11 protein-coding genes and 1 tRNA gene are annotated in these 12844 nt (G+C 72.1%); 3 read left to right on the forward strand and 9 right to left on the reverse strand.

The annotated features are described in order from the left end of the window. Positions 1-129: 129 nt before the first annotated feature. The 3 genes from lysA to ACFYST_RS24555 form a co-directional block, all read right to left on the reverse strand. Positions 130-1521: a diaminopimelate decarboxylase gene (lysA, locus tag ACFYST_RS24545; protein WP_387865468.1), complete on the reverse strand. Its 1392-nt coding sequence runs from the start codon at positions 1519-1521 to the stop codon at positions 130-132. Between the two features lie 96 nt (positions 1522-1617). Further along, positions 1618-3273, reverse strand: a complete 1656-nt coding sequence (argS, locus tag ACFYST_RS24550) for an arginine--tRNA ligase (protein ID WP_387865471.1) — start codon at positions 3271-3273, stop codon at positions 1618-1620. 117 nt (positions 3274-3390) lie between these two features. Beyond that, a complete protein-coding gene (locus ACFYST_RS24555) occupies positions 3391-3912 on the reverse strand; it encodes a response regulator (RefSeq protein WP_387865473.1) in 522 nt (173 codons plus the stop codon). 166 nt (positions 3913-4078) lie between these two features. On the opposite strand from ACFYST_RS24555, the gene ACFYST_RS24560 reads away from it, so the two are divergent. Further along, a tRNA-Arg gene (locus ACFYST_RS24560) sits at positions 4079-4150 on the forward strand. Between the two features lie 117 nt (positions 4151-4267). Then, positions 4268-4606 (forward strand): hypothetical protein, encoded by a 339-nt coding sequence (locus ACFYST_RS24565; protein ID WP_387865475.1) that lies wholly within the window; start codon positions 4268-4270, stop codon positions 4604-4606. A 7-nt stretch (positions 4607-4613) separates the two neighbouring features. Here the strand turns inward: ACFYST_RS24565 and ACFYST_RS24570 are convergent, their stop codons facing one another. The 5 genes from ACFYST_RS24570 to ACFYST_RS24590 form a co-directional block, all read right to left on the reverse strand. Beyond that, a complete protein-coding gene (locus tag ACFYST_RS24570; RefSeq protein ID WP_387865478.1) occupies positions 4614-5366 on the reverse strand; it encodes a hypothetical protein in 753 nt (250 codons plus the stop codon). A 67-nt stretch (positions 5367-5433) separates the two neighbouring features. Beyond that, entirely contained in the window at positions 5434-6408 is a 975-nt protein-coding gene (locus ACFYST_RS24575; protein ID WP_387637322.1) for a trypsin-like serine peptidase, read from the reverse strand. A gap of 219 nt (positions 6409-6627) precedes the next feature. Continuing rightward, the gene (locus tag ACFYST_RS24580) at positions 6628-8040 is read right to left on the reverse strand and encodes an MFS transporter (protein ID WP_387865663.1); all 1413 of its coding nucleotides are present in this window, start codon (positions 8038-8040) and stop codon (positions 6628-6630) included. Between the two features lie 255 nt (positions 8041-8295). After that, on the reverse strand, positions 8296-10008 hold the full coding sequence (locus ACFYST_RS24585; protein ID WP_387637328.1) for a DUF885 domain-containing protein: 1713 nt from the start codon (positions 10006-10008) through the stop codon (positions 8296-8298). A 56-nt stretch (positions 10009-10064) separates the two neighbouring features. Further along, on the reverse strand, positions 10065-10715 hold the full coding sequence (locus ACFYST_RS24590; RefSeq protein WP_387865481.1) for a rhomboid-like protein: 651 nt from the start codon (positions 10713-10715) through the stop codon (positions 10065-10067). A gap of 86 nt (positions 10716-10801) precedes the next feature. Between ACFYST_RS24590 and ACFYST_RS24595 the strand changes: the two genes are divergently transcribed. Continuing rightward, the gene (locus ACFYST_RS24595) at positions 10802-11542 is read left to right on the forward strand and encodes a TetR/AcrR family transcriptional regulator (protein ID WP_387865484.1); all 741 of its coding nucleotides are present in this window, start codon (positions 10802-10804) and stop codon (positions 11540-11542) included. Between the two features lie 186 nt (positions 11543-11728). Here ACFYST_RS24595 and ACFYST_RS24600 read toward each other — a convergent pair whose 3' ends face one another. After that, positions 11729-12835 (reverse strand): DUF6745 domain-containing protein, encoded by a 1107-nt coding sequence (locus ACFYST_RS24600; RefSeq protein ID WP_387865485.1) that lies wholly within the window; start codon positions 12833-12835, stop codon positions 11729-11731. Between the last annotated feature and the right edge of the window lie 9 nt (positions 12836-12844).

The raw sequence follows: 12844 nt of genomic DNA on the forward strand, positions 1-12844 counted from the left end.
ACTCCGCTCTGCATTCTTCGGTCCCCGCCGGGGTGATTCGGTTCCCCCGGGGGCTTTCCTGTCCCCACCAGTCTCCGGGACTTTCCGCACGGATCTACGGCTGGTCCACGTTCTGAGACGAAAATTTCGTCAGCCGATATCGAGCCGCAGGAGATCCTCCTCCGTTTCGCGGCGGACGATCACCCGGGCCGCACCGTCCGCGACGGCCAGCACGGGGGGCTTGAGGGCGTGGTTGTAGTTGCTCGCCATCGACCGGCAGTAGGCGCCGGTGGCGGGCACCGCGATCAGGTCGCCGGGCGCCAGGTCTGCGGGCAGGAAGGCGTCCCGGACCACGATGTCGCCGGACTCGCAGTGCTTGCCGACCACCCTGACCAGCATCGGTTCGGCCTCGCTGGTGCGGGAGACCAGCGCCACCGAGTACTCGGCGTCGTACAGCGCGGTGCGGATGTTGTCGGACATGCCGCCGTCCACGCTGACGTAGGTGCGCAGGCCCTCCAGGTGCTTGACGGTGCCGACCTCGTACAGCGTGAAAGCGGTCGGGCCGACGATCGCCCGGCCGGGCTCCACCGAGATCCGAGGGGCCGTCAACTGTGCTGCCGTGCACTCGCGTCGGACGATCTCACCGAGCGAGACGGCGATCTCAGCGGGCTCGCGCGGATCGTCGTCGGGGGTGTACGCGATGCCGAGGCCGCCGCCGAGGTCGATCTCCGGCAGTTCGACGCCGTGCTCGTCGCGGACCTCGGCGAGCAGGCCGACCACCCGGCGGGCGGCGACCTCGAAACCGGCGAAGTCGAAGATCTGCGAGCCGATGTGCGAGTGGATGCCGCGCAGCTCCAGCGAGGGCTTGGCCAGCACCCGGCGGACCGCCTCGGCGGCCAGGCCGCCGGAGAGCGAGAGGCCGAACTTCTGGTCCTCGTGGGCGGTGGCGATGAACTCGTGGGTGTGCGCCTCGACGCCGACGGTGATCCGGATCAGCACCGGCTGGCGGACGCCCCGCGCCGCGGCGATCTCCGCCAGGCGGTCGATCTCCTGGAACGAGTCGACCACGATGTGCCCGACGCCGGCCCGCACGGCCTGCTCCAGCTCCCGCACCGACTTGTTGTTGCCGTGCAGCGCGATCCGCTCCCCCGGCATGCCGGCCGCCAGCGCGACCTGCAGCTCGCCCGAGGAGCACACGTCGACGTTGAGGCCCTCCTCGTGCAGCCAGCGCACCACGGCCTTGGACAGGAACGCCTTGCCCGCGTAGTACACGTCCGCGTCGTCGCCGAACGCGTCCCGCCAGGCCCGGGCGCGGGCCCGGAAGTCGGCCTCGTCCAGCACGTACGCGGGGGTGCCGAACTCGGCGGCCAGGGTGCGGACATCGACGCCGCCGACGGTGGCGACGCCGTCCGCGTCACGGGTGACGGTGCGCGACCAGATCTTCGGGTCGAGGGCGTTCAGGTCGGCGGGCGGGGCCTGGTAGTGACCCTCGGGCAGCACGTCGCCGTGCCGGGGACCTGCGGGGTGTGCGGAGCGAGACATGTGCGGAACTTCCTCGACCTATGGCGAGGGGCGGCGACCGGTCTCCGTCGACCGGTCCGCCGCCCCCGCTGTGCTGCGCTTGGGGGTTGTGGTGCTTTACATCCGCTCGGGCGCGGATACGCCGAGCAGACCGAGGCCGTTGGCGAGCGTCGTTCGCGTGGCGTCGGCGAGCCAGAGGCGGGCGTGCGTGAGGTCGGTGACCTGCTCGTCGCCCTTCGGCAGGATCTGGCAGTTGTCGTAGAACCGGTGGTAGGAGCGGGCCAGTTCGGTCAGGTAGGTGGCCACGTGGTGCGGGGCGCGCTCCTCACCGGACCGGGCCACCACCCGCGGGAACTCGCCGAGCCGGCCGAGCAGGTCGTTCTCCCACTCGGTGTCCAGCAGCTCCGGTTTGAAGTCCGCGCTGCGGATGACGCCCTTGTCCACCGCGTTGCGCTGGACGGAGCACATCCGGGCGTGCGCGTACTGCACGTAGAAGACCGGGTTGTCGTTGCTCTGGCGGGTGACCAGGTCGATGTCGATGGTGATGGTGGAGTCGGTGGACTGCCGCACCAGCATGAAGCGGGCGGCGTCCACGCCGATCCAGTCGACCACGTCGTCGATCGTGATGATGTTGCCCGCGCGCTTGGAGAGTCGGACCTCCTTGCCGTCGCGCAGCATCTTCACGAACTGGCCGATCATCACCTCGATGTTGCGGTCCATGTCGTCGCCGGCGCAGGCCGCGATGGCCTTCAGGCGGTTGACGTAACCGTGGTGGTCGGCGCCGAGCATGTAGACCGAGACCTCCGCGCCGCGGTCCCGCTTGCTCAGGTAGTAGGCGGCGTCGGCGGCGAAGTAGGTGGTCTCGCCGTCGGCCTTGATCAGGACGCGGTCCTTGTCGTCACCGAAGTCGGTGGTGCGCAGCCAGATCGCGCCGTCCCGGTCGAAGACGTGGCCCTGCTCGCGCAGCCGCTCCATGGCCTGCTGAACGGCGCCGGAGTCGTGCAGCGTCTGCTCGGAGAACCAGGTGTCGAAGTGCACGCCGAACTCGGCCATCGACCGCTGGATCTCGGCGACCATCAGCTTCAGGCCCTCGGTGCGGAAGGCCAGCAGCTGCTCGTCCTCGGGCAGCTCCAGGATGCCGGGCACGCCGTCGGTGACGGCCTTGGCGATGTCGACGATGTACTCGCCGACGTAGCCGTCCTCCGGAACGGGCTGTCCGTTCGCGGCGGCCTTCAGCGACTTGGCGAACTTGGTGATCTGCACGCCGGCGTCGTTGAGGTAGTACTCGGTGGACACCTCGGCGCCGGACGCCTTGAGGACGCGGGCCAGCGAGTCACCGACAGCAGCCCAGCGGACGCCGCCGATGTGGATCGGGCCGGTCGGGTTCGCCGAGACGAACTCCAGGTTGATGTTCAGGCCCTTGAGCGCGTCGTTGCGGCCGTACGCCTCGCCCGCCTCGACGATGGTGCGCGCCAGCTCGCCCTGAGTGGCCGCGTCCAGCGTGATGTTCAGGAAGCCGGGACCGGCGATGTCGACCTTCGCGACGCCGGCGATCTCTCGCAGGCGGGCGGACAGGATCTCCGCGACGGCTCGCGGCGGCTTGCCGGCCGGCTTCGCGAGCTGGAGGGCCACGTTGGTGGCGTAATCGCCGTGGTCCCTGTTCTTGGGCCGCTCGACCGTCACGTGCGCGGGCACGTCGACGGTCAGCTCGCCGGCCTGGATGGCGGCGCTGACGGCGGCCTGGACTGCCTGGGAGAGTTCTGCGGGTGTCACGGGCCCAAGCCTAGGCGAGAGGGGGTGGTCGCCCGCCACTCGGTTTGCCGAGCGGGACGCGCGTCACGCCGCCCGGTGTGCTTCGTCTCGTCGGACAGCGCCGCAGACCGGCACATCTCACGGGCGTGACTCGTCCGGCGGAACAAGTTCCTGCGACTGTTCGCTCAGGGCGAAATCCCGTGCGGTTTGAACGGGCCGGCCGGGTATCGACGGCCCGGCGCTGCCGAAGTCGTACGCGAAACGGCGCCCCGCCGCGGGCCGGCGGTCCATCGCCCGCAGGCGGCGCACCAGTTCGATCAGGTCCGCCGGGTCGAACGGCTTCGCCAGATAGCCGTCCACCCCCACCGACGCGCCCCGTTCCAGATCCGCCGGGGTGCAGGCGCTCACGATCGCGATCGGCAGGTGCGCGGTCTCCCAGGCGGCGCGCAGCCGGGCCGCCGTACGCAGGCCGTCCAGCCGGGGCATCACCACGTCCAGCGTCACCACGTCCGGCGCGACCCGGCGGACCACCTCCAGGCATTCGGCACCGTCGGCGGCGGTCACCACCTCGAAGCCCTCCAGCTCCAGGTTGACCGTGATCAGCCGACGGATCGCCTCGCTGTCGTCCACCACGAGGACCCGCCCCGACGCCGCCGCCACCTCACCGAGGGTAGCCGCGCCCCACCCCGCCCGTCCGGCCTTTGCCCGACTTGCCGATCGCCCCCTGACGGCCCGTCCGGCCCCGCTGCCGGAAACCCGTGCACGGACCACGGAGTTTCCCTGGTAGTGTTTTCCCCGCAAGGCCGGGCGATCACAGATCACCCAGGCCCCCGTAGCTCAGGGGATAGAGCACCGCCCTCCGGAGGCGGGTGCGTAGGTTCGAATCCTACCGGGGGCACTTCGCAGCAAGTGCGTGAACGAGGCTCAAGTCCAAGGGACTTGGGCCTTTTTCGTTGTCCTTCGCACTCCCCCGACCGGTACGCTCCCCCGACACCTGAACGAGGGGGGAACCACCATGACCAACACCGTTCCGAACCTGTCCGACGACCGACTGGCCTGGCTGGCGGTCCGCGACCAGCTGAACAAGAAGGCCCGCCGGCCCGGGGCGTTCGGCTGGTTCACCGCGATCTTCGCCTTCCGGGGCGGATCGGCCGGACGGCAGGCGGCCGGGATGGCCGGGGGCATGCGGCGCGACGCGGCCTCGGCGAAGCTGCACGAATACGCCTTCGCCGTGGACATCGCGGCCGAGTCACTCACCGCCGCCGAACGCGCGCACCTGCGGGCCACCGGCGAAGTCCCGCCGCACTTCCTGGCCGAGGTCGAACGCCGGGTGGCCGAACGCAAGAAGCGCTGAGGCGGCGTCAACTCGGCTTCCGCCTACGGTGATCGCCGCGCAGCACCAGGGCCGGGGTGGCCGGGTCGTAGGCGCCGCAGGCGGTGGTGGACCAGGGGGACCACTGGCGGGGGACGGCGAAGTACGGGACCAGTACGGGGCCCTTGCGCCCGGGGGCGGCCTTGGCGGGGAGCAGCGCGGGCAGCACGTCGGGGGTCTGGCCGGCCAGGATCGCGGTGCGGCAGGAGCGGCAGGCGGGGCGCCGGTCCGCGGCGGCCTCCCGGACGGTGGTGTGGGCCCGTTGCCGGGTCTTGCGGTTCTTCGGCGCTTCCGCCGCGCTCTCGGCGGGGCCGTGCAGCGGGTTGTAGTAGCAGCGGACGACGAGCGGGCCCGGGCGCTGTCCGGCGTGCAACAGGTGGGCGGCGGCCAGGCGTTCGACGGCCTGCTCGGCCAGCACCACGGCGGCGGCCAGGTCGGGCAGGTCGGTGTCGCGGTGCTCGGCGGCGTCGAGCAGCCGGCCGGCCGCCTCGTACGCCTCCAGCGCCCACTGGTAGGCCCGGCGGGCGGCGGACTCCTCGGTGGGGAGCTGGAGTTCGGCGGCCCGGAAGACCGCGCCGGCGGTGGTGACCCGCTCGGCGGCGAGGTCGCGCAGCCGGTCCCGGAGGGCTTCCCACTCCCCCAGCACCAGGGCGTTGTGCTCGCGGATCTCCCGGCGGCTCGGGTGGTGTTCGGATGTCGGGGCGGGCCCCGCGGCTTTCAGGAACCACCAGCGGCGGAACACCGCGCCTCCCCCTCGTCTGCGTCGTCGCCCCATTGTGGGTGACGGCCCGGAGGGATTCCAGAGTTGGTCAGCTCGCGCGGGTGACCAGGTCGGCGACGGTGTGGTCGAAGTAGGCGCTGTAGGAGGTGCCGTCGGTGTCGCCCCCCTGCTGGTAGCCGCCGATGACGCCGATCACCTGCCCGGTGGCCGCGTCGATGAACGGGCCGCCACTGGTGCCGCCGGGGAAGGACGGGCCGTCGATGCGCCGCTGGAAGGTGTCCTCGCGGCTGGTGACGTTGGTGCACAGTATCGGCTTCTCGGCGCCGTCCGGGTAGCCGTACAGGCGGGTCTGCACCGTCCAGGCGGCGTTGATGCCGAGCGGGTTGCCGCCGACCACGTCCTCGACCCGCTGCCCGTTGCTGGGGGCGACGGCGAGGACGGCGAAGTCCTCGTCGGGGTCGTTGCCGTTCTGCCAGCCGTCCGCGGTGAACACCTTGCTGACCTGCCAACTCCCGAACGGGGCCTGGCCGTCGTGGTAGCCGGGGACGAAGGTGATGCTGCTGATGCCGGACAGGCAGTGCGCGGCGGTGAGGATCAGGTCGCGCCCGGGGCTGTCGATGACGCTGGCCGTGCAGAAGTGGTTGCCGGGCCCGATGTCGCCGGTGAACAGCGCGCCGACCCGGACCGACTCGGCGTTGACGGCGGCGTCGGCGGTGACGCCGAGCTTCACGTCCGGCGGCGCGAACGGCGGGATCTGCCGGCTGAGACCGGCGCTGGGGTCCGCGGACCCTGCGGCGGCGCCGGGCTGCTCGCTCGCACCGGTCTCCTCACCGGCACTCGGGCTCGGGCTCGCGTCGACCGTGGCGCCCGTGACGGGGGCGGGCGCCGGGGCCGAGGCGGCCATCGCGACGCTGTCGGCGCTGGTCCGCTGCCGCGGGTCGCGCACGTGGACGGAGAACAGCCCGGCGACGGCTATCACGCCGGCCACGCCGACGGCGAGGACCGAGCTGAGGACGACCGGGCGCAGCGAACGGCGCTTGCGCTGCTTGGCGTGCCGTCCCATGGTGCCCCGTTCCTGCCGACCGGAGGATCGTAGCGGTGTCCGCGTCGTTGTCGACGCGGACACCGGTGACCCGAGCTGTCTCGAATATGCGTCGCCGAGCTGGAAATGCCGTGATTCCTGGCTGGGAGACTCGTGAGATTTCCGGTGGCGGACAGCAGGGTCTCACGGCCGGGGCCGGGTGCGGGGACGGCGACACCCGGCGGGCGGGTCAGGCCCCGCCTACGCCACCGCTCTGGCCTCGGGCTGGGTGGCGCGGCCTCTGGCCTCGCCGGGCGCGGGCCGGTGGGTGATCATCAGGAACGCGACCACCGCGGCGGCCAGCAGGATGCCCATCGCGACAACGGTGGCGACCGTGTAGCCGTGCACGGCGCCCTGGGCCTGGACCAGTGGGTCGGTCGGGTTGCGGGTGGCGAGGTAGGTGGCGGTGGCGCTGGCGGCGATGGTGTTGAGCAGCGCGGTGCCGATCGAACCGCCCACCTGCTGGGCGCTGTTGATGATGGCGGAGGCGGCGCCGGTCTCCTGCGGGGCGACGCCGAGGGTGGACAGGTTGATGGCCGGCATGAAGACCAGGCCGAGGCCGATGCCGAGCAGCAGTTCGGCGGGCAGCACCAGTCCGGCGTAGGAGCTGTCCACCCGGAGCTGGGTGAGCCAGGCCATGCCGCCCGCGCCGATCAGCAGTCCGGGGACGATCAGGGCGCGGGTGGGGATGCGGGTCATCAGGCGGGAGCCGATGCCGGCCGAGCTGAGGATGATCGCGCCGGTCATCGGCAGGAACGAGACGCCGGCCCGGATCGGCGAGTACCCCTTGACCACCTGCATGTAGTACGTCAGGAACAGGAACAGCCCGTACATGGCGATCACCGCGAGGCCGACCGAGAGCGCACTGCCGGCCCGGTTGCGGTCGCGGACCAGGTGCATCGGCAGCAGTGCGTGCGGGGTGCGCCGCTCGACCAGGGCGAACACGGCGAGCAGCGCGACACCGGTGCACAGCGCGGTGAGCACCAGCCAGTCGCCCCAGCCGCGGTCGACGGCCTCGGAGGTGCCGTAGACGATCAGCAGCAGTCCGCCGCAGCCGAGCACCGCGCCCGGCAGGTCGAGCCGGACCCGGTGGGAGCGGTCGATGTGGTCGCGGCGCAGCAGGTAGTAGGCGCCGAGCGCGGTGGCCGCGGCGATCGGGCCGTTGACGTACAGGCACCAGCGCCAGCTGAGATATTCGGTGAGCAGGCCACCGGTGATCAGGCCGATCGCGGCGCCGCCGCCGGCCAGCGCGCCGAAGACGCCGAACGCGGTGGCCCGTTCACGCGCGTCGCGGAAGGTGATCGACAGCAGCGACAGTGCGGACGGGGCGAGCAGCGCGCCGAAGCTGCCCTGCAGCGCGCGGGCGGCGAACAGCATGCCGCCGCTGGTGGCGAAGCCGCCGAGGCAGGACGCGGCGGCGAAGCCGAGCAGGCCGATGATGAAGGTGCGCTTGCGTCCGTAGAGGTCGCCGATCCGGCCGCCGAGCAGCAGCAGACCGCCGAAGGCCAGCGTGTAGGCGGTGATCACCCACTGGCGGTTGGCGTTGGAGATGCCCAGGTCGTGCTGGGCGGACGGGAGGGCGATGTTCACGATCGTCGCGTCCAGGACGATCATCAGCTGGGCGATGGCGATGACCGCCAGGGCCCACCAGCGGCGCGGGTCAACCGTCTGGGTGTCGGGGGCGTGCTGGGAGGTCACCGGAGGACCGCCTTCCGCCGAATCGGGAATGGGCCTGGTCGCGCGCACGGCGCTCTCTCCAGCCAAACGCCCGATCCGGTCATCGGCAAGGCGGTCTGTGTTCTTTTGTCACGATTTGGGACATGGGACCCGGGTGCCCGGCCGCATCGGCCACCCGGGACACTCCCCCGGTTACAGCGCGCCCAGCTCCGTCACCAGGTCGTCCAGGCCCAGGGAGCCCTGCGACAGCGCCGCCATGTGCCACGCCTTCAGGTCGAACTCCTCGCCGCGCGCCTCGGCCGCCGCCCGGGCCGCCGCCCGGCCGCTCAGCCAGGCCCGCTCGCCGAGCTTGTAGCCGATCGCCTGACCGGGCAGGCCCAGGTAGCGGACCAGCTCGCTGTCCAGGAAGTCGGCGGACAGGCCGCAGTACGCGCCGAAGAACTCGCGGGCGCGCTCCGGCAGCATCGGCTCGCCCGCGGCGAACGGCGAGTCGGCCGGGAACTCCAGCTCGGCGTGCATGCCGATGTCCACGATCACCCGCAGCGCGCGCATCATCTGCGCGTTCAGGTAGCCCAGGCGGTGGCCCGGGTCGGTGAGGTAGCCCAGCTCGTCCATCAGGCGCTCGGCGTACAGCGCCCAGCCCTCCATGTTGGCGCTGACGCCGCCCAGGGTGACCTGGTAGGTGGACAGCCGGTCCGCCATGTACGTCCACTGCGCGAGCTGCAGGTGGTGGCCCGGGACGCCCTCGTGGTACCAGGTGGAGACCAGGTCCCACTCCGGGAACGCCTCGCGGCCCAGGGTCGGCAGCCAGGTCCGGCCGGGGCGGGAGAAGTCCAGCGACGGCTGGGTGTAGTACGGGGCGGCGGCGCTGCCGGGCGGCGCGATCCGCGACTCCACCTTCAGCAGCGGCTCGGCCAGGTCGAAGTGCACGCCCTGCAGGTCGTTGATCGCCCGGTCCATCAGGCCCTGCAGGTACTCCTGCACCTCCTGCTCACCGCGGATCGCCGGGCCGTCGGTCTCCAGCCACTTCATCGCCTGCATCGGGGTCGACCCCGGCAGCACCTTCTCCGCCTCGACCCGCATCTGCGCGTCCAGGTCGTGGAACTGCTCCCACGCCCAGCGGTACGCCTCGTCCAGGTCCAGGTCGGCGCCCGTCCAGAACCGCACCCAGCGGGTGTAGCGCTCGCGGCCCATCGCGTCGGGGGTGCCCTGGGCGGCGGGGCCGTACACGTCGCGCATCCAGTCGCGCAGCTCGGCGAGGGCCGCCGTGGCCTCGACCGCGGTGGCGGTCAGCTGCTCGCGCAGGTGCTCCGGCGCGGGGGCGACCAGGTCGCCGAACCAGCCGCCGGGCCGCTCCGAGTCGATCCACTCCTCGAACTGGCCGACCACGGTGGTCACCTGGCGCGGCGCCGACAGCAGGCCGCGGCGCACGCCCTCCTCCAGGGTCTGCCGGTACTGGGCGAGCGCCTCCGGGAAGCGGGCCAGCCGGCGGCCCAGCCGCAGCCAGTCCTCGTCGGTGTCGGTGGGCAGCAGGGTGAAAATCTCCCGGGTGTTGTGCACCGGCGAGCCCAGGTTGCGGACCGACCGGAACTCCTCGCCCGCGTCGTGCACCGCGAGTTCCGCGATCAGCCGCTCGCGCAGCAGCCGGGCGCAGCGGCGCTCCGCCTCGTCCTCGATCGGGCCGGACGCCTCCAGCGCGTCCAGCTCGGCGAGGGTGCGGCGGGCCAGCTCGTCGAGGGCGGCGGTGCCCGCCGGGGACAGGTCGGTGAGCCGGTCGTCCTCCGGGTTGAGGCCGAGGTAGACCGCGGTCAGCGGGTCCAGCTCGGCGAGGGCGTGGACGTAGGAGTCGGCGATGCGGCGCGGAGTGGGGCCGCCGACGTGACGATCGTTCAGTTCATGAGCCATCCGGCCATCCTGTCGCAGCGGCGGACGAATTCAAGCCCCAACTGGAAGTGATCGCGTCAACTGCGTACCGGCCACCGGCGCCGCACCGCCTGCCACGGATCCCACACCGGCCGGCCCCGGGTGATCGGACGGAACGCCAGCCCGATCAGCACCGCGCAGAAGTGCCCCAGGTCGGTGAAGGTGTGCGAGATCAGCAGCGGCACCAGGTAGAACACCACCAGCCCCCAGCCGTACACCCACCGCCACCAGCCCGCCAGCCCCCACGTCAGGACGCCCTGCACCCCCGCCAGCGCGTACGACACCCCGACGTCCACGGTGTTCGCCATGTTCATCGGCAGCACCTGGTGGTGGACGCCCCACGCCACCACCCCCTGGCTGATGTACGTCGCCAGGACGTGCGCGGTCAGCGCCACCGTCAGCCAGCGCCGGGTGCCCAGCCAGCGCTCGGCCGGGACGTGGAAGATGTGGAACATCACGAAGTAGAACCAGAAGTTCGCCTGCTCCGTCCAGATCAGGCTGGCCACCAGGACATGCACCGGGTGCGAAGTCAGCTGATCGATATTGGTGGACCGTTTCTGCAGGAAATAGTGCAGCGCGGCCGGATCCTTCTGACCCACCACAAAACTCGTGACCGCGAGCAGCAGCAGCCACACGTACGTCCCCGGAGACCTGCCGATCCACCGGCCGACCGCCCGAACCCACCGCACCGGCCGCTCCTCGTCGCACTCCACCGACACCTGCTCACAGTCTGCGGTCGGCGGCAACGACCCGCCCGACGATTACGCTGGCACCCATGGCAGCGACCCCCTCCCGCACCGAGGCCCAGCGCCCCCGGCGCGCCACCTACCGCCGACTGCCCGTCCAGCAACGGCGCGAACAACTCATCGCCGTCGCCCTCGAACTCTTCGCCGCCCGCCCGCCCGAGGACGTCTCACTCGACGACGTCGCCGAGGCCGCCGGCGCGTCCCGCCCCCTCGTCTACCGCTACTTCGCCGGCGGCAAGCAGCAGCTCTACGAAGCCGCCCTGCGCAGCGCCGCCACCGAACTCACCCAGCGCTTCACGGTCTCCGCGACCCCCGGCACCCCCACCCAGCAACTCGGCGCCGTCCTCCACCGCTACTTCGCGTTCGTCGACGAACACGCCGCCGGCTACGCCGCACTCCTCCGCGGCGGCTCCGTGGTCGAGACCGCCCGCACCTCCGCCATCGTCGACGACGTCCGCAGGGCGGCGATCCGCCGCACCCTGCGCCACCTGGGCGTCCGCGAGGCCGGCCCGCGACTCACCCTGCTGGTCCGCTCCTGGATCTCGGTGGTGGAAGCCTCCGCGATCAGCTGGCTCGACGAGGGCCACCAGATCCCCCTCGACTCCCTCTGCGACTGGCTGGTCGACCAGTTCGTCGTGATGGCCGCCGCAACGGCCGTCCGCGACGAACAGACGGCCGAAGTCCTGCGCAACTGGCTCCGCCTGGAGACGGCGGACAGCCCGGCGGGGGTGCTCATGGGACGCCTCCGCGATGTGGGACTGCCAGGGTGAGGCGAAGGCAGGGAGGGCACAACCAGGGGCGCGGGGAACTGCGCGAAGGGGAACGCGACACGTCCGCAAGATCGCGACGCAGGACAATGACTTGCACGTGAGAGCGACCTTGCGGACGTGACTTGCGCTTGTCGCGCAGTCCCCCCGCCCCCGGTTTCGCGCCCGCTGGCTCTCGCACCCGTCCCGTCAGGTCTCTCGCTGGGGCCGGTACTCCGCCTCCTCGACGCCGAACGTCCAGGCCACGCCCGCCCTCGCGGTGCGGGTCGACGGGGGAACGCGCAAGTAGTAGGTGCGGTAGGTGCCGTCCGGTTCGGGGGTGGAGTTGACCACCTCGACCATCACCACCGGTTCGTCGTCGGGGAGTTGGATCCGCCAGAGCACGCCCGTCTCGTCCCGGTGCAGCGGCTTCGCGCCGCTCTCCGCCAGGTACCTCTCGTAGCCGAAGTGCTCCAGCATGACGCGGCGCAGTTCGGCGTTCTCCTCGGCGCGGATCCGCTCCGCGGTGAGGCCGGTCAGCTGCTCCAGGAAGTCCGCGGGGACGGGCATGCCACGCCACGCGTACAGCGCGAAGCCGTCGGCGTAGGCGAGGGCGGGGCCGTCGGCGCGGTCGAGGCGGCCGGCTTCGTCGCGGTGCAGGGCGACGGGGCGTTCGCTGAGCAGCACGGTGTTCTCGAAGGGCCACCACCAGCCGGTCTGCCGGGCGACGCCGGCCAGCGCGGCGAGCGCCTCGTCGCCGGTGCCCGCGGTGTCGAACGCCGCGAACCAGGCGGCGTCGTGCTGCCCGGCGACGGCGTCGACCAGGGCGAGCCGGACCCTGGCGCGGGCTTCGCCGGCCACCCGGCGGCGTTCCTTGTTCTCGGGCTTGCGGGATTCCTCCCAGTCGAGCGGTTCGGGCTCGGGGGCGAAGTGGTCGAGCAGCGCGGCGCGGACGCGTTCGGCGGGGAGCGTGGTGGTGGCGGCGAGTTCGGCGCCGGTCGCACCCCAGATCTCGGCCCAGCCGCCGGGGCCGTGTGCGGTGAACGCGGCGGTGCGGGCGCGTTCCCAGGCGGCGGTGCGCACCTGTTCGCGAACGTTGGCGCCGAACTCCTCGCGGTGGTCGAGCAGTTCGGTGACGGCGGCGAGCGGCGAGGGGTACCAGCGGAACGCGGTGGGCTCGGCCAGCCCGGCGGCCCGGTAGGCGGCGCGGACGGCGTGTTCGGCGGTGGCCCGGTCGGCCGGCCCGGTGGCGGCGGCGACGGCCCGCCAGTGCGCCACCGAGGCGTCGGCGGGACGGCCGGTCAGCTGCGTGCTCATCAGTTCTGT

The sequence above is a fragment of the Kitasatospora sp. NPDC004614 genome (genome assembly GCF_042873675.1).
Classification (GTDB): domain Bacteria; phylum Actinomycetota; class Actinomycetes; order Streptomycetales; family Streptomycetaceae; genus Kitasatospora.

Excerpts from the sequence above, each read along its gene's own strand:
- ACFYST_RS24580 (WP_387865663.1), bottom strand. The coding sequence starts at position 8,040 with ATGATCGTCCTGGACGCGACGATCGTGAACATCGCCCTCCCGTCCGCC.
- ACFYST_RS24585 (WP_387637328.1), bottom strand. The coding sequence starts at position 10,008 with ATGGCTCATGAACTGAACGATCGTCACGTCGGCGGCCCCACTCCGCGC.
- ACFYST_RS24575 (WP_387637322.1), bottom strand. The coding sequence starts at position 6,408 with ATGGGACGGCACGCCAAGCAGCGCAAGCGCCGTTCGCTGCGCCCGGTC.
- ACFYST_RS24600 (WP_387865485.1), bottom strand. The coding sequence starts at position 12,835 with ATGAGCACGCAGCTGACCGGCCGTCCCGCCGACGCCTCGGTGGCGCAC.
- ACFYST_RS24565 (WP_387865475.1), top strand. The coding sequence starts at position 4,268 with ATGACCAACACCGTTCCGAACCTGTCCGACGACCGACTGGCCTGGCTG.
- ACFYST_RS24595 (WP_387865484.1), top strand. The coding sequence starts at position 10,802 with ATGGCAGCGACCCCCTCCCGCACCGAGGCCCAGCGCCCCCGGCGCGCC.
- lysA (WP_387865468.1), bottom strand. The coding sequence starts at position 1,521 with ATGTCTCGCTCCGCACACCCCGCAGGTCCCCGGCACGGCGACGTGCTG.